The 23,956-nt window shown below is 68.6% G+C and carries 23 protein-coding genes; 5 read left to right on the top strand and 18 right to left on the bottom strand.

Features of this window, described 5'->3' with window-relative positions:
* Positions 1 to 3,105, bottom strand: a complete 3,105-nt coding sequence (locus DOL89_RS09830) for a phosphoenolpyruvate carboxylase (RefSeq protein WP_162937433.1) — start codon at positions 3,103 to 3,105, stop codon at positions 1 to 3.
* 152 nt (positions 3,106 to 3,257) lie between these two features.
* Between DOL89_RS09830 and DOL89_RS09825 the strand changes: the two genes are divergently transcribed.
* The 3 genes from DOL89_RS09825 to DOL89_RS09815 all read left to right on the top strand — a co-directional run bounded on the left by DOL89_RS09825 (position 3,258) and on the right by DOL89_RS09815 (position 6,230).
* On the top strand, positions 3,258 to 4,868 hold the full coding sequence (locus tag DOL89_RS09825; RefSeq protein WP_119678987.1) for a bifunctional aminoglycoside phosphotransferase/ATP-binding protein: 1,611 nt from the start codon (positions 3,258 to 3,260) through the stop codon (positions 4,866 to 4,868).
* Positions 4,869 to 4,922: 54 nt separating this feature from the next.
* Positions 4,923 to 5,789, top strand: a complete 867-nt coding sequence (locus tag DOL89_RS09820; protein WP_119678986.1) for a universal stress protein — start codon at positions 4,923 to 4,925, stop codon at positions 5,787 to 5,789.
* A gap of 69 nt (positions 5,790 to 5,858) precedes the next feature.
* On the top strand, positions 5,859 to 6,230 hold the full coding sequence (locus DOL89_RS09815; protein ID WP_119678985.1) for a hypothetical protein: 372 nt from the start codon (positions 5,859 to 5,861) through the stop codon (positions 6,228 to 6,230).
* A gap of 191 nt (positions 6,231 to 6,421) precedes the next feature.
* Here the strand turns inward: DOL89_RS09815 and DOL89_RS09810 are convergent, their stop codons facing one another.
* The 3 genes from DOL89_RS09810 to pepN all read right to left on the bottom strand — a co-directional run bounded on the left by DOL89_RS09810 (position 6,422) and on the right by pepN (position 10,404).
* Positions 6,422 to 6,940 (bottom strand): macro domain-containing protein, encoded by a 519-nt coding sequence (locus DOL89_RS09810; protein WP_225889753.1) that lies wholly within the window; start codon positions 6,938 to 6,940, stop codon positions 6,422 to 6,424.
* A 141-nt stretch (positions 6,941 to 7,081) separates the two neighbouring features.
* Positions 7,082 to 7,588, bottom strand: coding sequence for an O-acetyl-ADP-ribose deacetylase (locus DOL89_RS09805; protein ID WP_119678983.1), 507 nt, complete (start codon positions 7,586 to 7,588; stop codon positions 7,082 to 7,084).
* Between the two features lie 158 nt (positions 7,589 to 7,746).
* Positions 7,747 to 10,404 carry an aminopeptidase N gene (gene pepN / locus DOL89_RS09800; protein ID WP_119678982.1) on the bottom strand — a complete coding sequence of 886 codons (2,658 nt, stop codon included), beginning with the start codon at positions 10,402 to 10,404 and terminating at the stop codon, positions 7,747 to 7,749.
* Positions 10,405 to 10,601: 197 nt separating this feature from the next.
* Here pepN and DOL89_RS09795 point away from each other — a divergent pair, with 197 nt between their 5' ends.
* On the top strand, positions 10,602 to 11,219 hold the full coding sequence (locus DOL89_RS09795; protein ID WP_119678981.1) for a hypothetical protein: 618 nt from the start codon (positions 10,602 to 10,604) through the stop codon (positions 11,217 to 11,219).
* Positions 11,216 to 11,767 carry a hypothetical protein gene (locus DOL89_RS09790; protein WP_119678980.1) on the top strand — a complete coding sequence of 184 codons (552 nt, stop codon included), beginning with the start codon at positions 11,216 to 11,218 and terminating at the stop codon, positions 11,765 to 11,767. Before DOL89_RS09795 ends, DOL89_RS09790 begins: the two co-directional genes overlap by 4 nt.
* 12 nt (positions 11,768 to 11,779) lie before the next feature.
* Here the strand turns inward: DOL89_RS09790 and DOL89_RS09785 are convergent, their stop codons facing one another.
* The 14 genes from DOL89_RS09785 to DOL89_RS09720 all read right to left on the bottom strand — a co-directional run bounded on the left by DOL89_RS09785 (position 11,780) and on the right by DOL89_RS09720 (position 23,638).
* Complete coding sequence (locus DOL89_RS09785; protein WP_119678979.1) at positions 11,780 to 12,130, bottom strand: HesB/IscA family protein; 351 nt, start codon at positions 12,128 to 12,130, stop codon at positions 11,780 to 11,782.
* Between the two features lie 84 nt (positions 12,131 to 12,214).
* On the bottom strand, positions 12,215 to 12,604 hold the full coding sequence (locus DOL89_RS09780; RefSeq protein ID WP_119678978.1) for an SUF system Fe-S cluster assembly protein: 390 nt from the start codon (positions 12,602 to 12,604) through the stop codon (positions 12,215 to 12,217).
* A gap of 13 nt (positions 12,605 to 12,617) precedes the next feature.
* Positions 12,618 to 13,100, bottom strand: a complete 483-nt coding sequence (sufU, locus tag DOL89_RS09775) for a Fe-S cluster assembly sulfur transfer protein SufU (protein ID WP_119678977.1) — start codon at positions 13,098 to 13,100, stop codon at positions 12,618 to 12,620.
* Positions 13,101 to 13,103: 3 nt separating this feature from the next.
* Entirely contained in the window at positions 13,104 to 14,393 is a 1,290-nt protein-coding gene (locus tag DOL89_RS09770) for an aminotransferase class V-fold PLP-dependent enzyme (RefSeq protein WP_119678976.1), read from the bottom strand.
* The gene (locus DOL89_RS09765; protein WP_119678975.1) at positions 14,390 to 15,268 is read right to left on the bottom strand and encodes a GNAT family N-acetyltransferase; all 879 of its coding nucleotides are present in this window, start codon (positions 15,266 to 15,268) and stop codon (positions 14,390 to 14,392) included. Before DOL89_RS09765 ends, DOL89_RS09770 begins: the two co-directional genes overlap by 4 nt.
* Positions 15,269 to 15,271: 3 nt before the next feature.
* Positions 15,272 to 16,597 (bottom strand): Fe-S cluster assembly protein SufD, encoded by a 1,326-nt coding sequence (gene sufD, locus DOL89_RS09760; protein WP_119678974.1) that lies wholly within the window; start codon positions 16,595 to 16,597, stop codon positions 15,272 to 15,274.
* Between the two features lie 26 nt (positions 16,598 to 16,623).
* Positions 16,624 to 17,496 carry a GNAT family N-acetyltransferase gene (locus DOL89_RS09755; protein ID WP_119678973.1) on the bottom strand — a complete coding sequence of 291 codons (873 nt, stop codon included), beginning with the start codon at positions 17,494 to 17,496 and terminating at the stop codon, positions 16,624 to 16,626.
* Positions 17,497 to 17,516: 20 nt separating this feature from the next.
* Positions 17,517 to 18,275 carry a Fe-S cluster assembly ATPase SufC gene (gene sufC, locus DOL89_RS09750; RefSeq protein WP_449768882.1) on the bottom strand — a complete coding sequence of 253 codons (759 nt, stop codon included), beginning with the start codon at positions 18,273 to 18,275 and terminating at the stop codon, positions 17,517 to 17,519.
* Positions 18,276 to 18,405: 130 nt separating this feature from the next.
* Entirely contained in the window at positions 18,406 to 19,887 is a 1,482-nt protein-coding gene (gene sufB, locus DOL89_RS09745) for a Fe-S cluster assembly protein SufB (protein WP_119678972.1), read from the bottom strand.
* Positions 19,888 to 19,940: 53 nt separating this feature from the next.
* A complete protein-coding gene (locus DOL89_RS09740) occupies positions 19,941 to 20,417 on the bottom strand; it encodes an SUF system Fe-S cluster assembly regulator (RefSeq protein WP_119678971.1) in 477 nt (158 codons plus the stop codon).
* Between the two features lie 235 nt (positions 20,418 to 20,652).
* A complete protein-coding gene (locus DOL89_RS09735) occupies positions 20,653 to 21,489 on the bottom strand; it encodes a hypothetical protein (RefSeq protein ID WP_119678970.1) in 837 nt (278 codons plus the stop codon).
* A 120-nt stretch (positions 21,490 to 21,609) separates the two neighbouring features.
* Positions 21,610 to 22,065 (bottom strand): phage holin family protein, encoded by a 456-nt coding sequence (locus DOL89_RS09730; RefSeq protein WP_119678969.1) that lies wholly within the window; start codon positions 22,063 to 22,065, stop codon positions 21,610 to 21,612.
* On the bottom strand, positions 22,062 to 22,289 hold the full coding sequence (locus DOL89_RS09725) for a hypothetical protein (protein ID WP_119678968.1): 228 nt from the start codon (positions 22,287 to 22,289) through the stop codon (positions 22,062 to 22,064). The genes DOL89_RS09730 and DOL89_RS09725 overlap by 4 nt, the downstream gene beginning before the upstream one ends.
* Entirely contained in the window at positions 22,286 to 23,638 is a 1,353-nt protein-coding gene (locus tag DOL89_RS09720) for a hypothetical protein (RefSeq protein ID WP_119678967.1), read from the bottom strand. The genes DOL89_RS09725 and DOL89_RS09720 overlap by 4 nt, the downstream gene beginning before the upstream one ends.
* Between the last annotated feature and the right edge of the window lie 318 nt (positions 23,639 to 23,956).

Genomic DNA, 23,956 nt, shown 5'->3' with positions numbered 1-23,956 from the left:
CTAGCCGAAGAAGCCGATCCGCTGGCTCACCGCGTTGCCGGTGCGGCGGATCAGCTCGTAGATGTTGGAGATCGGGCGGAAGATGCGCTCATTCTCCTGGCTGTAGTCCTGGCTCTCATCGCTGACATAGGTCGCCGGCTCCCCGAAATCGCCGCCAAGCGCGGTGTCGGTGGTGGCGGGGAAGATCTGGGACAGCAGCTCCATCGCCCAGGGCACGTCCAGATGCAGCAGCCGACCGACCAGCCGGCGGTGGCTGACGGCGTGCTGGCTGGAGAACTGGGGCACATGGGTGGCCAGCCGGAACACCTCGTGCAGCAGGGCCAGCCGCAGCGCGTGCAGCAGGGCCAGGGCGGTGCGGGCCTCCCCGTCCTGCGGGGGCAGGGCGCCGGCCCGCTCCAGGTTCGTGCTCAGCAGGGCGAAGTCGCGGTAGAGGCGGCGGAACACCTTGATGAGGCGGGCGTGGGTCGGCGATTCCTCCAGATAGCCGGCCACGCGGCGCAGCTCCTCCGCATCCGCCGGGTCCTTGGCACGGGCGGCCAGGGTCAGCCACAGGGCCGGGTCCAGGCTGTCGATATAGGCGCGCAGGGCATCCGGGCTCGCCACCGCCACCCCGTACTGGAGCAGGCCGATGAGCTGGCGGAAGCGGGGCGACGCCTCGTAGAGGCTGCGGAAATGGTCCGGGTCGCGGTCGATGGCCTCACCGGCGCCGGACAGGACGTTGGCCGCGATCCCCATCTGCAGCAGGATGGCGTTGTGCGGGATGGCGCGGAAGCGGGAGGCCATGACCTCCTCCGGCCCGTCCTCCGCCGATTCGACCTGCCGCTTGATGGCGCGGCTGCCGGAGGGGTAGAGCAGGTTGGTGCCGAAGGCGGCCAGCAGGGCCCCGTAATTGGGGTCCTCCACCAGCCCGACCTGGAAGGTCTTGATGGTGGTGAACACCTCCCGGATGTAGTCGGCGTCGGCGTAGAACGGGTCGTCCTCCAGCGCCGGCTTCTCCGTCCCCCAGAGATATTCCGCGATGCGGGTAACGGCGGCGAGCGCGCCGGCCGGGGTCACGAAGTACAGATAGCCGTCGCCGCCCTGGAAGCTGACCTCCTGCTTCAGGGCGACGCCGTTGCTGGCGGCGAAGTTCAGCGTGGCCGGCGGGCTGACATAGGCCAGCCGGTCGCGGAAGCCGCCGGGATGCCCGCCGCGGCCGATGCTTTCGCCATGGGTGTCGAAGATGACGAGCTGCACATCGGTCATCTCCCGCTGGGCGAACAGGCGCAGGATGCGCAGCCGCAGCCGTTCGATGCTGGCCCCGGCGGGGATCTGGCCCAGATAGCGGCCGGCGTCCGAATAACCGGTCTGGATGCAAAGCCGGCCGCGGCGGCGCACATAGTCGCGGTAGTGCGGGTTGTCCAGCAACTGCTCGATCACCCGGCTGCCGACCTCCAGCGCCTTCTCCGTCTCGAACAGCGGGCTGATGTCCACCCGGTCGTCCACCCCGAACAGGCGGGCATAGTAGAGGGCGGTCAGAACGGTGAAGGCCGATTCGCTCTCCGCCACCAGGAAGCGCACCGGGGTGGTGGCGTCGGAATATTTCAGCATCTGCGCCACCACCATGAACAGGCGCTTGGCGCTGGTGCGTTCGGCGATGATGCTGCCGAAATTGATCTTCGCCGGCCGAACCCCGTCCAGCAGCTCCGTGACCTTGGTCAGGAAGGACTGGCGGTAGCGGGGATCGTCCGGCTCCGTCTCCATGCCCACGGTCTTGCGGATGGCGTTGTGGAGCTGGGTGGAGTTGATGCGGACATGGGTATGCGCCATGCCCAGCCCGTAATTTGCCAGCTCCGCCCGCAGCACGGCCAACCGCTCGACGGTGTCGGCGGCGGCCGCGTCCTGCGCGGCCTCCCCGGTCAGGCGGATGGCCCGGTCGATCAGCTCGATCGCGTGCCCGGCCTCGACCAGCCGCAGCGGCAGCCCCTCATGCATCCGGCGGGCGATGCGCTGGATATGGGCGACGTCGGTGGCCGCATCGTGCCCGCCAAAGGCGGCGATCTCATCCGTCACCTGGTTCAGCGCCAGGGCCAGCCGGCTTTCGATCAGCTCCAGCGTGTGGCGGAGGTCCTCCTGCCGGGGCATGGCGCCCGCGATCTCCCGCAGTTCCGCCAGATAGTGGCGGAGCTGGCATTTCTGCACGATCAGCCGCTTGTGCAGCGTGTCCGACCAGCGGATGTCGGAGCGGCCGTCCAGGTCGTAGCCGACCCAGCTCGCCACCGTGATCATGCGGGGCGTCAACTCCATCCAGCGGTCGGGCCAGTGCCGGCGGGCGACGCGCAGCACCACGGCATAGAGGGTGCGCAGGGCGGACTGGATGTTGGCGATGGCGGTGAGGGAGAGCGCATGCTCCCGCGCCAGGGTCATCTCCTCCGGCGCGTGCTCCAGCGACGCCATGCGGCGGACCAGCGCCTCCCGCTTCTTCGGCGTGAGCGCCGCGCCCTCCGCATCCCGGCCGGTGGCGAGGCAGGCCAGGATCTCCATCAGCTCGCCCGACAGGCTGAAAGTGGGGTGGGCGGTGATGACGATGCCGAAGGACTCCCGCTCCACCGTCGCGGCGAAGCGGCTGAAATCGCCGCTGGCCGAGGCGAGGGCCTCGATCAGCTCCTCCAGCCGGCTGGTGTTGGCCTCCGGATCGGCCTCCCCCAGATAGGAGCCGAGCCGCTTGGCGCGGGCCAGGAAGCCTTCCGCCGAAAGGTACTGGATGAGCTGCTCCACATCGCCCAAGGCCAGGGTCCCGGCACGCAGCCGGCGCGAGACGTCCAGGCCCAGCAGAAGCACCGGGTTTGCGAAGGGATCGGTCTCCGTCTGCCGCCCGTACATCTCCAGCGCCTCTGCCAGCTCGGCCGCGAGGGCAGGCGCCTGGGATTTGGATGGAAGTGCGAAACGGGCCGCAGGGCGGGCCAGAAGGGGGGAGACGGTGGCGGCCGCAGACAGGATTTTCCGCTCATCCCCGGCTTCCGCCGGAGCCGGAACAGGTCCGGTCCCATTCCGGGTCGCCGTGGCGACGGCGGTGTCCTGGGGCGGGGGGGAATTCTCCAGCTCCATGCGGGCCTTCTTGGGCATCGGGCTTTTCCTGCTGCGCTGCGAAACGAAAGCGTGCGGTGCGGTGGCGCTCCTGTCAACGCCCATGGCCCGCGCTTCCGTTCCCGCATTGCGAATGGCAGGGCTGACACCACCTCATCCCAAGGGGAAGCCATTGCGGACAGAGCCGAACCATGACCGACAAGCAACCCATTCCTGCCGAGGCCATTCCAGCCCAGGAGCGGATATTCGATTTCCTCGGCAACCCGGCGCCCCATGGCGGGCAGGACGTCATGCGGCTGGACACGCACGGGGCGGCAGTGTTCCTCGCCGGCGGGCTGGCCTACAAGATCAAGAAGGCCGTGCGTTTCCCCTTTCTCGATTTCTCCACCCTGGATCTCCGCCGCCGGGCCTGCGTGGCGGAGGTGGAGCTGAACCGGCGGACGGCGCCCGGCATCTATCTCGGCCTCGGCGCGGTCGTGGCGGATGAGGACGGCCGGCTGACGCTGTCTGGACCGGGAGAGGAGATAACCGGGCGGCCCATCGAATGGTTGGTGGTCATGCGGCGCTTCGACCAGGAATGTCTGCTGGACCGGATTGCGGCGCGTGGGGACCTGACCCCGGCCCTGATGCGCGATCTGGCCGACGCGGTCGCCGCCTTCCACGAAGAGGCGGAACCCCGGCCCGACGGGGCCGGGGCGGCTGCGATGCGGAACATCGCCGTTGGGGTCATCGAGCGGCTGCAGGCCTTTCCGGACATCTTCCCGGAACGGCAGGTGCGGCGGCTGTCCGCCGTGCTGGCCGGGGCGCTGGATCGGCATGCCCAGCTGATGGATCGGCGGCGGGATGCCGGCCAGGTGCGGCACTGCCATGGCGACCTGCATCTGCGGAACATCGTCCTGCAGGACGGCCGTCCGGTGCCGTTCGACTGCATCGAGTTCGACGAGGCCTATGCAATCTGCGACGTGCTGTACGATCTGGCCTTCCTGCTGATGGATCTGGAGCATCGGCGGCTCCGTCCCCTGGCGAATGCGCTGTTCAACCGATATCTGGAGCGGAGCGGCGATGCGGCCGGGCTGGCATTGCTGCCGCTGTTCCTCGGCATCCGCGCCGGCATTCGGGCCCACATCACCGCGACCATGGCAGCCGGCAGGAGCAAGGCGGAGGAGGCGGCGGAGCTGCGCCGGGAGGCCTTGTCGTACCTGGACCTCGCCCTGCGGGTGGCGGAGCCCGGCCAGGCCGGCCTCATCGCCATCGGCGGGCTGTCGGGAACAGGGAAGACTATGCTGGCCCGCCTTCTGGCGCCCGGAACCGGGCCGGCGCCGGGGGCAGTCGTGCTGCGGTCCGACGTGCTGCGCAAGCGCATGCTGGGCGTGGACGAATTGGCCCGGTTGGGTCCCGAAGGGTACGGCGAGGCGGTGACCGACCGAGTCTATGCGGAGATGGCGGCCCTTGCCGGACAGGTGCTGGACAGCGGGCATGCCGTGATCTGCGACGGGGTCTATGCCCGGCCGGAGCAGCGCGCCGCCATTGGGGAGGTAGCCCGTGCCGTCGGCCAGCCCTTCACAGGATTGTGGCTGAGTGCGGAGCAGAGCACCCAGCTTGCCCGGGTCGAGGCCCGGACCGGCGACGCATCCGACGCCACGGCGGACATTGTACGGCTTCAAGCCGGCTTCGACCTTGGCGGGATGGATTGGCGGGTCCTGTCCGCAGAAGGCCCTTCGGAGGAGGTGGCCGAGGCGGCCCGGCGGCTGTTGCCGGAGGAGCGGGGCCGGGCAGGTGCGGCGCTTGACGCACGTCAATGAGCCGACGCCGGCGCGGTTCTAGGTTTTCCTCCTGCATTCAGAAGGGGACCGGCCATGCCGTTCAAGAAGATCGTCTGTGTTCTGGGGACCGGGAAGGCGGATGCGGCAGCGATCGCCACCGCCTTCGCGCTTGCCTGGCCGGCGGAAGCGCATGTGGAGGCGCTGTTCGTCCGCACGGACCCCAATGAGACCATTCCCATGCTGGGAGAGGGGATTTCCGGCGCGCTGGTACAGGAGGTCATGGACAATGCGGAGCGGGACAACAATGCCCGCTCCGCCGCAGCCCGCCGGTTATTCGAGGAGCAGCGCCTTGCCGCAGGCGCGACCCTGGCCGATGCCGCGCCCGGCCCGGGAGGCCCCACCGCCGCCTGGGTGGAAAAGACCGGCCGGTGCGAAGCCATGGTGGCCGGGGCCGCCCGGCTGGCCGATCTGACCGTCTTCCCGCATACGCCGGAATCCGCCAGCGTCGATGCCGTGGTGATGCTGGAAGCCGCACTCCTGACCAGTGGACGGCCATTGCTGATCGCGCCGGACCTGCCGCCCGCGACCGTGGGCCGGCGCATCGCCATCGCCTGGAACGGCGGGGCCGAGGCGGCGCGGGCCGTGGGCTTCTCCATGGGCGTCATCACGCGGGCCGACGAGGTTCACATCCTGACCGCCCCGACGGGAAAGACGGACCCCGCCTCCGCCGCCGAGCTGGCCGGGTATCTCGCCTGGCACGGCGTGCGGGCCAAGGTGCGGGAGGTCGCGACCTCCGGCGAAAGCGTCGGGGCAGCCCTGCTGCGGGCCGCGGCGGAGGTGGATGCCGACCTGCTGGTGATGGGCGGCTACGGCACGTCCCGCCTTCGGGAGCTGATCCTGGGCGGTGTTACCCGCCATGTCCTGAACAATGCCACCTGCCCGGTGTTGATGGCCCATTGAACCCGCCGAAGGAACCCGCGGATCGGTCCCGTGCCGGGCCGCGGGGCGCCGCAAGAAAGGGAAGATGGAATGCCGTTGAAGATGATCCGCCTGGAACTGGCCCGCACGGAGGAGGAGTTTCCCCAGGGCGCCAATGACCGGGGCTATGAGTTCGTGGCCCCGCTGACCGATGACGGGCACCTGGACCAGGAGGGCTGGAACAGTGGCAAGGACCGCTGCACCGTGCGGCGCTTCTGGGCGGCGGAGCCCGAGGAGCATGGCCGCCTGATCAACCAGGGCGGCAAATGGTACTTCCACTATGACGGGCTGGAGGCCGGCGAGGATGAGCCGATCTTCCGCTTCGAAGGCCATACCTTCATCGAGGGCGAATACATGTCCGTCACCGAGCATGACGGCGTGCAGCGCCCCTTCAAGATCGTGAGCATCGCACCGGTGGAGTAAGAGTGGGGCGGCCGTCGCAGCCGCACGCTTAACGCACCAAAGGCACCACAGATCGCAAGGTGTTGCGTCAAGAGGGCGGGGATCGCCCGATTTCATCCTGTTCAAGAACCGCCGGCCCGGTGAGGCCGGCGGATAACATGGCATGGAAATAGGAATAATGTCACCGACGTTGTGCCGGACCGTGAGCCGGTTCAGGCCCCTGCCAGGGCGGCCTGGTGGAAGGCGGCGCTCTCCTCCGACCGGCAGCAGAAGATGATCTCGTCGAATACGTCGGGCAGACCTTCCAGGGTGGCGCGCACGCTGTCCACGGCGATGCGGGCGGCGAGGTCGCGGGGGAAGCGGTAGGCGCCGGTGGAGATGGCCGGGAAGGCCACGGTGCGGGCGCCGATGTCGCGGGCGACCTCAAGCGCGCGGCGGTAGGTCTTGCCCAGAACCTTGTCCTCCCCCAAGGCGCCGGTGACGAAAACCGGGCCGACGGCATGGATCACCCAACGGGCCGGAAGGGCGAAGCCGGGCGTGGCCGCAGCATCGCCGCGGCCGACCGGGTCCAGCTTGGTGGCGGCCTCGAACAGGTCCGGGCCGGCCGCGTCATGGATGGCGCGGGACACGCCGGTGCCGCCGCCCAGGCCGGGCGCTGCCGCATTCACGATGGCGTCCACCGACAGGGTCGTGATGTCGCCTTGCAGGACGGTCAGCGTGGTACGGGTCAAGGTCTGCCTCATCGGTCACGGAAACGCCGCGCCAGAGCTACACATCCAGGCGCGGAAGGGGAAGGGGGTTGGGTGGAGCGGTTTGCGGGGTAGGGCGCGCTATGTCGGCCACGCTTCGCGTGACGGGCCAGCGCCGGGGGCCTACGTCAGGGCCTTGCGGTGCAGCTCGGCGCTTTCGGCGCTGAAGCAGCAGAAGATCACTTCGCGGAGGCCGGGATTGGCGGTGGTGAAATCACGTACCGTGGCGACCGCCAGCGGGGCGGCCCGTTCCGGCGGGTAGCCATAGATGCCGGTGGAGATGGCGGGGAAGGCCACGGTGGTGAGAGCATGCTCCAGCGCCAGTTCCAGGCTGCGGCGGTAGCAGGAGGCCAGAAGCTCCGGCTCCCCCCGCGCGCCGCCTTGCCAGACCGGGCCGACGGTATGGATGATGTGGCGGGCCTTGAGATTGAAGCCCGGCGTGATCACGGCGTCGCCGGTGCGGCAGCCGCCGAAGGGGCGCAGCGCCGCCTGGAGCTGCGCATGGCCCGCCGCCCGGTGGATCGCCCCATCCACCCCGCCGCCGCCCGCCAACTGGGCATTCGCGGCGTTCACGATGGCGTCCACGTCCAGGGTGGTGATGTCGCCTTGCAGGACGGTGAGGGTGGTCATGGGCATTCCTGCGGGTGGTGGTTCACCTTTTTCCCGTCATCCCGGCGGAAGCCGGGGTGACGGAGAGGAGGGGGAGTGGAGCTTCAGTCACCCTCGCCCTGAGCCGGTCGTTGCCGAAGGTGGCCAGGGCGAGGACGATTGGCGGTGTCGACGGGTGGTCAGCCCTCCAGGCTCCGCGACACGATCTCGTACACGTCGGGCGACAGGCCCTCAGTGGATTTGATGCGTTGCAGTTCGCGCTGGGCGTGGGACTGGCGGACGGGGTCGTACTGGCGCCAGCGGGCGAAGGGCTTGGCCATGCGGCTGGCGACCTGCGGGTTCAGACGGTCCAGCTCGATCACCCGGTCGGCCAGGAAGGCGTAGCCGCTGCCATCCTCCGCGTGGAAGCAGACCGGGTTCCCGGCGAAGCCGCCCACCAGGGCATAGACCTTGTTGGGGTTCTTGATGCTGAAGCCGGGATGCTGCAGCAGGGCCGTGACCCGCTCCACCGTCTCCGGACGGCTGACCATGGCCTGGACCATGAACCATTTGTCCATGACCAGGGCCTCGCCCTTCCAGCGCTGGGCGAAATCCTCCAGCACCTCGTCGCGTTCCGGCAGGTCGCTTTCCGCGATGGCGGTGAGGGCGGCCAGGACGTCGGTCATGGCTCCGCCGGCGCGGTACTGGGCCAGGGCCAGCTTGCCGGCCTCCGCATCCTCCGCCGTCATCAGATAGGAGAGGGCCGCATTCTTCAGGGCGCGCCGGCCGATCGCATCCGGCGTGATGGAGAACTCGCCCTGCTGCCGGTTGGCGTCATAGGTGGTCAGGAGTCTGTCACGCAGGCGGGTGCCGACGGTGCGGCGGACCAGGCTGCGGGCGGCGTGGATGCCGTCCACATCCACTACCGGCATCTGCTGGCCGAGATAGTTCTCGCTGGGCAGGGAGAGGACCAGCGAGGCGAAGAACGGGTCCTCGGACGCGCGGTCCAGCGTGGCGGCCATGGCCTCCACATAGGAATCCGGCACCCGCAGCTCCTGGCCCGCGGCACGCTGCGCCACCAGCGACAGGATCAGACGGGTGGACAGGGTCTGCCCGGCCTCCCACCGGTTGAAGGCGTCGCTGTCATGGGCCATGAGGAAGGTCAGATCGGCGTCCGAATAGCCGAAGCGCAGCTTCACCGGGGAGGAGAAGCCGCGGAACAGGGACGGCACCGGCTTTGCCGGCACGTCGCGGAAGATGAAGGTCTGCTGCGCCTGGGTGAACTGCACCACCCGGCTGGTTTGACCCTGCTCATCCTCCCCGCAGAGGCGCAGCGGGATGTCCTCCCCATCCGGCCCGACGAGGCCGAGGGAGACCGGAATCAGCATGGGCTGCTTTACCGGCTGGCCGGGGGTGGCCGGGACGGTCTGGGTCAGGGTCAGGCGGTAGGTCCGGGACGCGGCGTCATACTCCGCCTCGCCATCCACCACCGGCGTGCCGGCCTGGGAATACCAGAGCCGGAACTGCTCCCAATCCACCTCGACCTCCGGATTGGCGTCCCGCATGGCCGCCAGGAAGTCGTCGGTGGTGACGGCCTGGCCGTCATGCCGCTGGAAATACAGGTCGATGCCCTTGCGGTAGCCTGCCGCCCCGAGGAGCGTGTGGTACATGCGCAGGACTTCCGCCCCCTTCTCATAGACGGTGGGGGTGTAGAAGTTGTTGATCTCGATATAGCTGTCCGGGCGGACGGGGTGCGCGGTGGGGCCGGCATCCTCCGCGAACTGGATCTGGCGCAGCCGGCTGACTTCCTGGATGCGCTGGACGGGGGCGGAGTTCATGTCCGCGCTGAACTGGTGGTCGCGGAAGACGGTCAGCCCCTCCTTGAGAGAGAGCTGGAACCAGTCGCGGCAGGTGACGCGGTTGCCGGTCCAGTTATGGAAATACTCGTGCGCCACCACGGCCTCGATGCCCAGGAAGTCGGTATCAGTGGCGGTGTCGGGGCGGGCGAGGATGTACTTCGTATTGAAGATGTTCAGGCCCTTGTTCTCCATCGCCCCCATGTTGAAGTCGGAGACGGCGACGATGTTGAACTCGTCCAGATCGTATTCCAGCCCGTAGACGTCCTCATCCCACTTCATGGACTTCTTCAGGCTTTCCATGGCGTGGGCGCACTTGTCCTCATTGCCGGGCTCTACATAGATGCGGAGCTGCACGTCCCGGCCGGAACGGGTGCGGAACCGGTCCTCCACATGGACCAGCTTGCCGGCGACCAGCGCGAACAGATAGGCCGGCTTCGGCCACGGGTCCTCCCACCGCGCCCAGTGGCGGCCCTCCGCGGCCTCCCCGCCATCGACGCGGTTGCCGTTGGACAGCAGCACCGGGCAGGAGTCCTTGTCGGCCTCCAGCGTCACCGTGTACTTCGCCATCACGTCGGGACGGTCGGGGAAGTAGGTGATCTTGCGGAAGCCCTCGGCCTCGCACTGAGTGGTGTAGTTGCCCGAGGATTTGTAGAGCCCCTCCAGCGCCGTGTTCTCCTCCGGCCGGATGCGGGTCACGATCTCCACATCCGCGGCGGCCGGCAGCTTGAAGATGCTGAGGCCGTCCGGGGTGACGGCATATTCGTCGGGGGAGAGCACGCGGTTGCCGATGGCGACCGACACCAGCTCCATATCCTGGCCGTCCAGCACCAGCGGGGCCGGGCCTTCCGCGGCGCGGGCCGGGTTCTGCCGCACGCCCATGCGGGAGGTCACGGTGGTGCCGCCGTCCCGCAGGTCGAAATGCAGGCTGATCGTGTCCACCAGCCAGGCCGGGGGCGCGTAATTCTTGAGCTGGATGGCCTTCGGCGTGCCCTTGTCCATAGGTCCGTTTCCTCGAGGGTACCGGGAATGTTCGTCCGGGGCGGAGAATAGGCGAGGGCCGGGGCCGTGTCACGCCAGCAAGCCGCACTCCGAATGGAGGCGCTGCATACCCCAATAGTTTTCGACGTAAAGAGTGGGTCGGGTCCGCGGCCGTTGCGTCCTATGATGCCACCGGAAGGCGGCATGCGGGGAGCAGGATGTACCTTCAGATCGCGGACTCCGATGTCGTCGTGCTGTCCCTCGCGGCGGCCTGCCTTGCGGCGGCCATCGTGATGGAGCTGCTGCGCATCGTGCTGCCCGATATCTATGAGTGGATCGCCGATTACGCGGCCATCAAGGTGGAGATCACGCGGACGCGCAATCTCACCGTCCGTACGCTCGAGGGCAACCGGCGGCAGGCGGTGCTGCGCGAGCGCCGGAACGCCGAGCGGTTCCGCCTGAAATCCAAGCTCAGCCGCACGGAGATGACGTTGGCCGCGCTGGAAAGCGACCGGGTCGAGGTCTTGCACGAACTCGGGGAAGCGGCGCTGGGCAGCCAACTCTTCATCGCCAGGGTCAGCCACCGGCGCTTCGCGGATGCCTCCCACAAGGATTTCGACAGCGCGCCCTGCATCTGGCGATATGGCAATGTGGTGCGGATCTGGGCCTCCCAGGAACGTGCAGCGCGGTCCATGCTGCAATCGGCATTTCCGGCGGCCAAGGGCTATTCCGTCGGCGAAATGACCCAGGTTCAGGTCGCGGCCAAGCCGATGGTCCGCCCGGCCGCCGCCAGTTCGGCCCCGGAAGCGCGGGCGGAGGCGGGATACGGCCGATGATCGTCATCACCTGGATGCATGTGGTCAGCTTTCTCGCCCTGGCCCTGGGCGGGGCCGGCATGGTGCTGTCGGCCCGGCGGCTGCACAGGGTAATCAAGCGGACGGAACGGCGGATCGCTGCCGCGGTGGATGAGAAGAATGCCGCCGCCGCCGAGCTGCGCCTTGCCCGCCGGGACGAGGCGGCGATCCGTCAGGCCATCGAGGAGGCGGAGGAGGCGATCCACGGGATCAACCGGTCGACGGAAGAGGCGGAGCAGCGCATCGAGGCGCTGAAGCGGCAGCCCAAGCAGGTGATCGGCATGGCGGACCAGGAATGGCAGCGCTATGACCGGCTATGGCGGGTGAGGGTGATGAACCCGTCCTTGCCATCGGCCCTGTCCCGCATGCCCGGGGGACAGGCGGGGGAGCAGGGGCGGATGGTCCATGGGTTCGCGCGGTCCGGCCTTGAGTTCAAGGCCAGGGTGGAGGGGAGGTTCGCCCCCTCCGCCGGGTTCATCGTCGGCGAGGCCGAGATGGCGGATCTGGAAACTGCGGAGCCGGCCGCCTGACGGGCAGCCGGATCAGACGGTGAAGCTCTCGCCGCAGCCGCAACGGGCCTTCTCGTTCGGGTTCTTGAAGGTGAAGCCGGACTGGAACTTGTCGTCCTGGTAATCCATCTCCGAGCCCAGCAGGAACATGGTGGCCGCGGGGTCGATCAGGATGGTGACGCCCTTGTCCTCCACCACCTCCTCGAACTTCTTCTTCTCCTCGGCATATTCTACAAAGTAGCTCATGCCGGAGCAGCCGCGCGCCTTGACGCCGACGCGCAGCCCGATGATCGGCTTGTCCGCCTTGGCGATCAGCGACTTCACGCGCTCGGCCGCCGCGTCGGTGATGGTGAGCGCCTTGGGGCGCTCCTTAAGGGTGGTCATGGCGATACCCTCCGTTTTCATCCATGTTGCCCGACCGGGATGACGGTTGAGAAGTACCGTCCAGCAACGCCGGACGGCACGAAATCAGAACATTCCCAGGGTCAGCCGGGCCTCGTCGGACATGCGGCTGGGGTCCCAGGCCGGCTCCCAGACGATTTCGACCTGCACGTCGCCGACGCCCTCGACTTGGCGCACGACGCCCTGGACCTGGCCGGGCATCTCGCCGGCCACAGGGCAGCCGGGGGCGGTCAGGGTCATCTCGATGTCGACATCGCCGTCCTCATCCACCTCGCACTTATAGACAAGGCCGAGTTCATAGATGTTCACCGGGATTTCGGGGTCGTAGACGGTCTTCAGCGCCTCAATCACGCGGTCGTGGAGCGGCGCGTCGGGCGGCAGCCGCTCCCCCTCCGGAATGTCCACCGGGGCGCCCATGGTGACGTCGGGGGCGATCGGTCGTTCAATGGAACTCATCTCTTCCCCTCTCTCAGAACGCGGCGTTTTCGGTGGAGGTCACGGCCTCGCCATGCACCGCGGCGTTCATGGTGTGCCAGGCCAGCGTGGCGCATTTCACCCGCATCGGGAATTCGCGCACCCCAGACATGACCTGCAGCTTGTCCATGGCATCGGGATCGACGGGGCCGTGGTCGGTCCACTCCTCATCATCCTTGGTGCACATGTCGTGAAAGCTGCCGAACAGGGCTTCCGCTTCCTTCACCGGCTTGCCCTTCAGGATCTCCGTCATCAGGCTGGCGCTGGCCTGGCTGATGGCGCAGCCGCGGCCGTCGAAGCCGGCATCCTGGATGATCCCGTCCTCGCCCACCGTCAGATAGACGGTGATCTTGTCGCCGCACATGGGGTTGTCGCCCCGGGCCGTGCGGTTGAAGCTGGCCGGCTTGCCGAAGTTCCGCGGGTTCTTGCCATGGTCCAGGATCACTTCCTGGTAGAGGTCACGTAGATCGTCGAACATGCCTTACCCCCAGAAATCCTTCGCCGCGCGGACGGCGTCCGCCAGCATCGCGGCCTCGTCCTCGGTGTTGTAGAGCCCGAAGCTGGCCCGCGCCGTGGCCCCGACGCCGAACCGCTCCATCAAGGGCTCCGTGCAGTGGCGGCCCACCCGGACGGCGACGCCGGCGCGGTCGAGCAGCGTGCCGATGTCGTGCGGGTGGATGCCGTCGATGGTGAAGCTGATGATGGCCGCCTTGCCGGGCGCCGTGCCGATCAGGCGCAGCCCCTCGATGTCCGCCAGCCGGTCCATGGCATGCGCCAGCAGGCGCTGCTCATGGGCCATGATGGCGTCCATTCCGATCTCCTTCACATAGTCGATGGCGGCCCCCAATCCCACCCCCTCGATGATCGGCGGGGTGCCGGCCTCGAAGCGGTAGGGAGCTTCCCGGTAGGTAGTCTTCTCGAAGGTGACGGTGGAGATCATGTCGCCGCCGCCCTGGTAGGGCGGCATGGAGTCCAGAACCTCCTTCCGGCCGTAGAGCGCGCCGATGCCAGTCGGGCCGTACAGCTTGTGGCCGGTGAAGACATAGAGGTCCGGATCGATGGACTGCACATCCACCGGCATGTGGACTGCGGCCTGGCTGCCGTCCAGCAGCACGGTCTTGTCTTTGGCGCGGGCCAGCCGGACGATCTCCCTGGCCGGGTTCACCGTGCCCAGCACGTTGCTGGCATGGGTGATGGCGACCAGCTTGACGTCGTCGGTCAGCATGTCCGCATAGGCGTCCATGTCCAGCGCGCCGTCGTCCAGCACCGGCACCACCTTGATGCCGATGCCGATCCGGTCGCGCAGGAGCTGCCAGGGCACGATGTTGGCGTGGTGCTCCATATGCGACAGCAGCACGGTGTCGCCGGCCTTCAGATGCTTCCCGCCCCAGCTCTGGGCGACGAGGTTGATCGCCTCCGTCGCGTTGCGGGTGAAGACGATGTTCTCCCGGCTGGGCGCGTTCAGGAAGGCGGCGACCTTGTCGCGCGTGGCCTCGTACAGGTCGGTGGAGCGCTGGGAGAGGAAATGGACGCCGCGATGGACATTGGCGTAATCCTCCTCCAGCAGGCGGGACATGGCGTCGATCACCTGCCGCGGCTTCTGCGCGCTGGCGGCATTGTCCAGATAGACCAGGGGCTTGCCCGGACGGCCCGGCTTCTCATGCACCAGACGGGACAGGATCGGGAAATCCTGGCGGACGCGCATCACGTCATAGGGCGCGTTGCTGCCGTGGGGAGCCGTGGCGGTCCCAAGGGGCGCGGTGTTGCTCATGCACTCAGATCCTTGCGCATCCAGGTCCGGCCGTGGCCGGCGGTGTAATCGTTCACCCGGAACAGGGCGGCGTAGCCCAGCCGTTCGAAGAAGCCGGGCGACTGCCAGTCCATGGGATAGGCGGTGGCGTGGCGGCAGCGCGCGGCCCGCGCCGCATCCTCCAGCTCCCGCGCCAGCCGGCGGCCCAGACCCTGGCCGCGGGCCTCTTCCCTCGTCCAGATGTGGACCAGGGTGAAGCTGCCATTGTCCAGCACGCCGACGGCCCCGGCGACCAGCGCGCCAGAGGCCCCGCGGGCCAGGGCGGCGATCTCCTCATAGGGGGCGGCGTGCTCGTTCCAATGCGCCGTCAGGCCGTCGTCGATCGCCTGGACGTCCGCCTTGGCGGGGCTGTCGGTGATGTCCAGGGCAAGGCCGGCGGGCAGAGCGGGAAGGGGGACGGCCGCGACACTTTTCCGGAAATAATGCCGGTCGCTGCCCTGGATGAAATCCACCAGCCGCCCTTCCTCCGCATAGCCCAGACGGGCGTAGAAGCCGGGCGCCTGGAAGGTGATGGTGTTCAGGAAGATGCGCTTCGCCCCGCGGGCATGGGCGGCATGCTCCGCGGCCAGCATCAACGCCCGGCCAAGCCCCGTGCCGCGCAAGGCGCTGTCCACCCACAGGAGATGGACATAGAAGTCCGGCCCGATCCGCTGGGCGCTGATGCCGCCCGTCACCCGGCCCTGCGCGTCGCGGGCGAAGATGCCCACAGGCCGGCGGGAGCCGCCCAGCACCGCCACCTCCTGCCGCGCCACGGCCGCGTCGATCCACGCCGTGTCCGACTGGACCGGCGGGCGCTGCACCGTGATGCGGATGTCGGGGGCGGCGAGGGCCGGCATGGCTCAGCGCGCCCCCAGCCAGGCGTGGACGCGGGACTGGAGGACGGCGCGCACGGTCTCGTCCGCGATCTCCTCCATCGCCTCGTCCAGGAAGGCGGCGATCAGCAGGCCGCGGGCCTGCTCCAGCGGGATGCCGCGGGCGCGCAGGTAGAAGAGCTGGGCGTCGTCCAGCTCGCCTGCTGTCGCCCCGTGGCTGCACTTCACGTCGTCGGCATAGATCTCCAGCTCCGGCTTCGCGTTGATCTCCGCCCGGTCGGACAGGAGCAGGGCGCGGTTGAGCTGGTAGCCGTCGGTCTTCTGCGCGTCCGGCCGCACCACGATCTTGCCCTGGAAGACGGCGCGGGCCTCATCGTCGATGGCGCCCTTCACCACCTGGCGGCTGGTGCAGTGCGGCTTCACATGGTCGATGAAGCTGGTGAAGTCGGTGTGCTGCTTGCCGCGCACGGCATAGGCGCCGGAGACATGGCAGGAGCCGTTCACATCGTCCAGCAGGGTCCGCGCCTCATGCCGGCACAGGATGGAGCCGGTGTTCAGCGTGAAGCTGTCATAGGTGGCGTCGCGGGCGATGCGGGTGGTGACGGTCGCCATGTGGATGGCGTCCGGGCCTTCCCCCTGATGCTTGTAGTGGCGGATGCGGGCACCGGAACCCACCACGATCTCCGCCGCCACGTTGGCGAAGTAGCGGCCGCCGGCCAGGGACAGATGCTGCTCCACCAGCGTGGCCTCGCAATTCTGCTCCGCCAGGACCAGGATGCGGGGATGCCAGGACTGGCCTTCAGCCCCCTCGGCGGCCAGGAAGGTCAGCTCCACCGGTTCCCGCACGACCGTGCCGCGGGGAATGCGCAGCACGACGCCGTCGCCCAGGAAGGCCATGTTCAAGGCCAGAAGCGGGTGCCCGTCCAGGGTGGCGGTGCGGCCAAGATTCTCGGCCACCAGCTCCGGATTGCCGGTCAGGGCCGCGGCCATGCTCTCCAGCACCACGCCCTGGGGCAGGTTGCCGATGCTGGACAGGGCGGCGTCGAAGCGGCCATTCACGAAGACCAGCCGGTGGCTGCCCTCCACCACGACCGGTACCTGCTCCGGCACCACGGCTGCGCCGCCGCGGGGGGCCACGGCGAAGTTCTGCCGTTCCAGCGCGCGCAGGCTGGTGAAGCGGTACGCCTCGTTCCGCTGGGTGGGGAAGCCGGTCTTGGCGAACCGGTCGATGCCCGCCGCGCGCAGCTCCGTCAGCCAGGGCAGGCCGGTGCCGGGCAGGCTGCCGAGGGCGGCCTTGTACTGGTCGAGATAGGCCTGGACGGGCGCCGGGGTCTGGGTCGTTTCGTTCGTCATGATCGTTCGACTTGCTATCTGCCGGCTCAAAGCCGCATGCGGAAGAAGGTCATGCCCATGCCGGGCACGTCGCTCGGAACATAGGCGATGGGGGCGAAGCCGGCCTTGGGGTAGAAGCCCGGCGCTTGGCAGTCCATGGTCTCCACGCCCGCGCGGGTGCAGCCCATGTCCCGCCCGGCCTCCAGGGCGCGGGTCAACATCTCCAGGCCGAGGTTGCGGCCGCGGAGCGTCTCGTCCAGCCAGACCATGTCCACCATGAAGTCGCCGGCCGTGCCGTAGCAGAGGGCGCCGCCCATCACGGTTTCGCTCTGGCGGACCAGGGCGCAGGCCCAGCGCGGCCGTTCCGGCAGGCGGGACTGGCGGCGGCGGTCCAGGCGGGTCCACATCTCGCCGGCCAAGAGGCGGGAGATCGGCTCCCGCAGCTCCAGCGACACGCCCTCCGGAATGGCGGGCGGCAGGTCGGCAGGAAGCTCCAGCGCCATGACCGTATAGTCGCCGCCGGCGATATGGTCGGGCACCCGGACCGTGGGGCGGAAGCCCAGCGCCTCATAGGGCGACATGTCGTCATGGGCGCGGACATGCGCCTCCAGCCGGGTGCAGCCGCGGACCTGGGCGGCCCGGGCGGCGCGCGTCACGACGGCAGGCAAGGCCGGGCCGCCCTCCGCCGCCGGAACAGCCCAGCCGGCCCAGTGGCTGTAGCCGATGGTGCCGTAGACCACGACGCTGATCCCGGCCAGGACCGCATCCGTGCCCATGTCCCGCGCCAGCACGCCGTACCGGGTGGCGGGCGCCGGCAGCCGGGTCGCGTTGAACGCGCCCAGGCCCGGCAGCACCACGGCCATGGCGGCCGCGGCGGCATCCGTCCCCAATTCCAGCGTGATGCGCGGTTCGTGGGCCACGATGGCCGCTCCTCCTGCCGTCAGGCCGCTTCGTTGGCGCCGTACTCGGCGTAGCCCTTCTGCTCCAGCTCCAGCGCCAGCTCCTTGCCGCCGGTCCGCTGGATGCGCCCGTTGGCCAGGACGTGCACCACGTCGGGCACGATGTAGTCCAGCAGGCGCTGATAGTGGGTGATGACCAGCATGGCGCGGTCGGGCGTGCGCAGCTTGTTGACGCCGTCGGCGACGATCTTCAGCGCGTCGATGTCCAGGCCGCTGTCGGTCTCGTCCAGGATGGCCAGCCGGGGCTGGAGCACCGCCATCTGCAGCGCCTCGTTCCGCTTCTTCTCGCCGCCGGAGAAGCCGACATTGACGAAGCGCTTGATCATCTCGTCGGTCATGTTCAGGTCGGCGGCCTTGGCGCGGATCAGCTTCAGGAACTGCATCGCGTCCAGCGGCGACTCGCCCCGGCTCTTCCGGATGGCGTTCAGCGCCTCCTTCAGGAAGGTGGCGTTGGTGACGCCGGGGATTTCCACCGGGTACTGGAAGGCCAGGAACAGGCCGGCGGCGGCACGCTCCTCCGCCTCCAGCTCCAGCAGGTCCTGCCCGTCGAACAGCACCTGCCCCTCGGTGACCTCATAGCCCTCGCGGCCGGCCAGCACGTAGGAGAGCGTGCTCTTGCCGCTGCCGTTCGGGCCCATGATGGCATGGACCTCGCCCGGATTCATGGCGAGGTCGACCCCCTTGAGGATCTCCTTGCCGTCGATGGTGGCGTGCAGGTTCTTGATTTCGAGCAGTGGCATGACGTGACATCCGTTCATTGGTAGGTCGGATCAGGCGCGATGCGCCGTGATCCGACATCGTTCCTCGCACCAGGGAGCGTCGGATTACGCGGGCGGTTGCCCGCTAATCCGACCTACGGGCTTGCTTTCCTTACCCCACGCTTCCCTCAAGGCTGATGCTCACCAGCTTCTGGGCTTCCACGGCGAATTCCATGGGGAGTTCCTTCAGGACCTCCTTGCAGAAGCCGTTGACGATCAGGCCGACCGCGTCCTCTTCCGCCAAGCCGCGGGAGCGGCAGTAGAAGAGCTGGTCCTCGCTGATCTTGGCCGTGGTGGCCTCGTGCTCGATGCGGGCGGTGCGGTTCTTGCTCTCGATGTAGGGCACGGTGTGCGCCCCGCATTTGTCGCCGATCAGCAGGCTGTCGCACTGGGTGTAGTTCCGCGCACCCTCCGCCTTGGGCAGGATCTTCACCAGCCCGCGATAGGTGCTGTTGGACTTGCCGGCGGCGATGCCCTTGGCGACGATCGTGGACCGGGTGTTCTTCCCGATGTGGATCATTTTGGTGCCGGTGTCGGCCTGCTGGCGGTTGTTGGTGATGGCGACCGAGTAGAACTCGCCCACCGACCCGTCGCCCTGCAGGATGCAGCTCGGATACTTCCAGGTGATGGCGGAGCCGGTCTCCACCTGCGTCCAGGACACCTTGCTGTTCCGGCCGCGGCAGGCGGCGCGCTTGGTCACGAAGTTGTAGATGCCGCCCACACCGTTCTCATCGCCCGGATACCAGTTCTGGACCGTGCTGTACTTGATGGTGGCGTCGTCCAGCGCGACCAGCTCGACCACCGCGGCGTGGAGCTGGTTCTCGTCGCGCTGGGGAGCGGTGCAGCCCTCCAGATAGCTGACGTAGCTGCCCTCGTCCGCGATGATCAGGGTGCGCTCGAACTGGCCGGTGTTCTTGGCGTTGATGCGGAAATAGGTGGACAGCTCCATCGGGCAGCGGACGCCCTTCGGGATGTAGACGAAGCTGCCATCCGTGAAGACGGCGCTGTTCAGCGTGGCGAAGTAGTTGTCGGAGTAGGGCACGACGGAGCCCATATACTGCCGCACCAGCTCCGGATGGTTCTGGATCGCCTCGGAGATGGAGCAGAAGATGATGCCCTTCTCCTCCAGCTTCTTCTTGAAGGTGGTGGCGACGGAGACGCTGTCGAACACGGCGTCCACGGCCACGGCGGGCGTGTCGCCCGCACCCTCGACGCCGGCCAGGATCGCCTGCTCCTTCAGCGGGATGCCCAGCTTCTCATAGGTCTTCAGCAGCTCCGGATCGACCTCGTCCAGGGACTTCGGGCCGGCCTTGGTCTTCGGTGCCGCGTAGTAGTAGGCGTCCTGGTAGTCGATCTTCGGATAGTTCAGCATCGCCCAGGAGGGCTCTTCCATCGTCAGCCAATGACGATAGGCCTTGAGCCGCCACTCCAGCAGCCATTCCGGCTCATTCTTCTTGGCGGAGATGAAGCGGACCGTATCTTCGTTGAGACCCTTCGGCGCCATCTCCGACTCGATGTCGGTATAGAAGCCGTACTTGTACTTGGCCTCCGTCAGGGTGCGGACCTGCTCGATCGTCTGTTCGGTGGCGGCCATGTGCCTCGTCCCTCTTGCTCGAACCTGTGTGCTCTACCGTTCCGTCCGCCGGGTCAGCCGGCCATCACGGCGCCGCGCGCCGACTTGGCCGTGACCTCGAAGGCGGGCAGGGACGGCACGGCCATATCGGCCAGCGAAACCCCGTCCAGGGCGGTGCGGACCGCCCGGTTCACCTTGTCCCAGTTGCCCCGCATGGGGCACAGCGGCTGGACGCCGCAGCTTCCCTCGCCGCCATCCACGCAGTCGGTCAGCGCGATCGGGCCATCGATGGCGGTGATGATCTCCGCGACCGAGATGCGGTCGGCCGGCCGAGCCAGGCTGTAGCCGCCCGCGGCCCCGCGCGTGGAGACCACGATGCCGTCCCGGGCCAGCAGCTTCAGCACCTTCTGCACCGTCGGCACGGGTGCGGCCGTGCGGTCGGCCAGCGCCGGCGCGGTGAAGACGGCGGGCTTGCCCGTGCCGGGCTCCACCCTGGTCATCTCCGTCAGGACGACGACGGCATAGTCGGTCAGCTTGCTGAGCCTGATCATGTCCGGGCTCCTCCCGCGGCGGAAAGCGGGTCCGGATCGGGGTTTCCAATCCGGACCAATTCAGTACGCTTTAAGTGTGCGCTGCGGAGCGTTCAGTCAAGCCGTATCGGGTCCGCGGCCATGCATCGGCGGAGAGGGTGCCTTGCATGGCCCAAGTATTTGACGGAAAAAGCCCCGCGCCGGGTGGGCGCGGGGCTCGGGGTCGATTGACCAGTGATTGCGGGAGCGCTGTGCGTCAGGACTTGTTGCTGCTGCCCGTGCTGCCATTGCCCGTGCTCGACGTGGAGCCGTTGCCGCCATTTCCGGTCAGGCCTTGCTCCTCGGCGCGGCGCTCGGCCGTCTCGCGGGCGGCGTGCGCGCCGGCGCTGACCGCTTCCTTGGCCACGTCGGTGGCCTGGCGGGCGGTCTCCTGACCGCGCGACCAGAGCTGGTCCATGGTGCGGTCGCGGTAATCGCCCAGCCACTCATCCTCAGTCTCGGTGGCCGGCAGGCTGGCGCCCATCGCGGCGCCCAGGGCAACGCCCATCAGCCCCACCGCCAGCGGATGCTCATCCACCATGTCCCAGAAGGACCGGCCGACCTGACGCGCCCGCATGGAGGTATTGCGGCCCATGCCGCGGGCGCGGTCGGTCACATGGCCGTAGCGCTCGCTCATGCCGCTGCGCCAGCTGCTGCCCGAACCGCTGTTGGAAGCATAGTCCTGGCGGGCGTCGTAGTCGGCGATGCGGTCATAGCCGGCATCGGTGCTGGACCCGCTGCCCTTGTCGCCGCTGCTCCGGCCGACGGCGCTTTCGGCGCGGTTCCGGTAGTCGTCGAAGGTGCTGCGGGCGCGCTGACGCAGGCCGCGGGTGCGGTCCGACATCTGGTGGCTGTACTGCTGGTACATTTCCGTCTCGCGGGCGCTGGACAGCAGCATCCAGCCGATGCCCAGCCCGATCAGGGCCAGAGGCAGCTTGTTGTCCTTGATCGTATCCTCGATCCGGTCGTCCCAGTCGCGGTCGTCGTGGTCGTCCTCGTAATCGAAGTCGCGGTAGGCGCTGCGATAGTCGGGGGCTTCCGTCTGATAAGTCATCTTCTTCCTCCTTCCGTCGTCCACCGGGCCGCTGCCCGGTGAGGCCGGACGCTGGTTGGACGTTGTTGGCCCCGGCCCGCGGGTCCTGTACGGCCGTCCTTGCGGACGGAATCGACGGGATCAGCGTCCGACCTGGGCCTTGGCCCAGCGGCCGTCGTCCTTGATGGTTTCGATGGTGCGGTTGGGGGCGAGATTGCTCGCCTTCAGCTTGTTCCGACCGCTGGCGAGCATGACCAGGCCGACGATCAGCACCAGGCCGCCGACGATCAGCGCCGACGCCCAGAGCGGCAGCCAGTTGGCCAGACCGAAGGTCAGGGCCAGAAGCAGGAAGATCACGCCGGTGTAGGCCACGGCCCCGCCGATCGCCAGACTCGCGGCGCCCTTGCCGGCCTGCGCGGCCTTCTCGGACAGCTCCGCCTTGCCCAGCTCGATCTCTTTGCGGATCAGGGCGGAGGTCTCGGTTGCAAGCTCGCTGAACAGCGACGTCAGCGGACGGTCGTCGCGGGCCGGCTCCACGCCGGCCGGGTCAATGCGCTCGGGGCGGTCGGGCCCGGCAGGATCATTATACACGGTCATGGGCTGAACCCTCCTGGACGGGTGGTCGTGGGCTTGGCCGGCTTCTGCTGGAGGTCGCGGTCGGCCGTGCTGTTCATGCCGGTCTGCCCGGTCTGATCGTCATGGGCGCCCGGCCGGTGACGGGCTCCGACAGCCGGACCGGAGGCCGGGTGGGGGTTGTGCTCCCGCGCGGCGTCGCTGCGCTCGCGCGGGGTCACGACATCCGACTTACGGTCGCTGCTCATGCCTTGTCCTTCTTGCCGCCGGACTTGTCGTTCCCGGCCGCACGTTCGGACCCGATGCCATGGGTGCCCAGCGCGCTGTCGCTCGGCGCGGTGGAGCCGCCGCTCTTGCCGCCGCCGCTGGTCATGGTGCTGCCGCTGGTCGGGTTGGTGGTCGTCGTACCCTTGCCGCCGGGGGTCTGCTGGCCCGTCGTGGCCGCCCCGGTGCCGAGACCGCCGCCCGCGCCGCCCGCCTCACCGGCCTTGCCGGCGCCGAAGCCGACCCCGGTGGAGCCCGGCGTGCCCGCCATACGGCTGGTGCCGGTATCGCCCAGACCGCCTGCACCGGTACCGCCGGTCGGCGCGCCGCGGCCGCCGGCCCCCGCACCCATGGAGGAGGGCTGGTTGCTGAGGTTCATGGCCGTCGTGCGCTGGTCGGAACCGGTGGCGCCCGGACCGCTTCCGCCGCCTGTGCCGCCGCCGGAACCGCCGGCCGAAAAGCCCATGCCTCCCCCGCCCTCAAGCCCGGTGGAAGAGGTGCTGCCAAGCGGATCGGGGGTGTTGCGCCCCGCGAGCCCGTCGGCCGCCGGATAGTGCGCATACTCGTCGGCGCGGGAGCTGTGGGTCCGCATGCGCCGGGTCATCTCGTCCATGCCGCCGGACGAGCCGTAGCTGGCGGCATCGTCGCCGTCGTCGGCATTGTAGGCGCGGCCGCGCGCACCGGCATATCCGCTGGACCCATAGCCAGCGCCGCCGGTGCGGCTAGCCCCGAAAGGGCGGCCCCCGGCGCCTCCAGCGCCCATGGACCGGCCATAGCTGCCGCCGCCGTAGCTGCTGCTTCCATAGCTGCCGCCCGTGCCGGACGCTGCTTGGCTGCGGACATGGCCGCGGTGGGAGGAGGCGCGGAGGAAGCGGCCCAGCGCCATGCCGGCCAACAGCGCGCCGCCCAGGAACAGCTCCGGCTGACGCCGGGCGAAGCGCTCGGTCTGGGCCAGCAGGTCGTCCAGGTTGCGGTCGCGCACCGTGTCGGCGAAACGCTCGACCCGGCTGGCGGCCTCGCCCACATAGCGGGCCGTCATACCCTGGTCTTCCTTGTTCAGCTGGTCGGCCGCCTGACGCAGCGCGTGAGCCACGCCTTCGATCTGGCTGGCGGCGAAGCTCTGCTGGCGATTGAAGGTCTCGCGGGCCCGCTCCTTCGCGGCCTCGGTCAACTCCTCGCCCTTGTGCTGCGCCTGCGCCTTCAGGTCGTTCGTCGTATCGGACGCGGCCTGCTTGGCCTGGGTGGCTTTCTCCTTCGCCTCACGCTCGGCGCGGTTGCCATTCTGGTCTTGCGATCCACGTCCTGCGGAGCCGGTGGTGTCGCCCATCGCCATTCGAGGCCTCCTTGAGCTTGTTCGTGTGCCTGTCATGCCCTGCGCCGCTTTCGGCGTGGGCTGGGATTCCGTCGCTTAACAGGACGAGGCACACTCCGTTCCGCCCGGCGCGTTTGCGCCATCCGCTGCCGGGAAGGAGACAGGCCGGAGCCATGTGCGTGCCGGGTAGCGGACGCGGCGCGCCATGCCGTCCTGGCCGTTGACCCCGCGGGACAGGCGAGTCAGGCTTCCCATACCCGGGCGGCGGAGCGCATCCGTCATAACGGGGAACATGCCGGCCTGTGTCCCACATGGCCGGAAACACGGCCGGATCATTTG

Origin of the sequence: Indioceanicola profundi, assembly GCF_003568845.1 — a bacterium.
GTDB classification, from domain to species: Bacteria; Pseudomonadota; Alphaproteobacteria; order Azospirillales; family Azospirillaceae; genus Indioceanicola; species Indioceanicola profundi.
The sequence above is the reverse complement of the archived record's forward strand: the minus strand, read 5'-3'. Positions and strand labels throughout refer to the sequence as shown.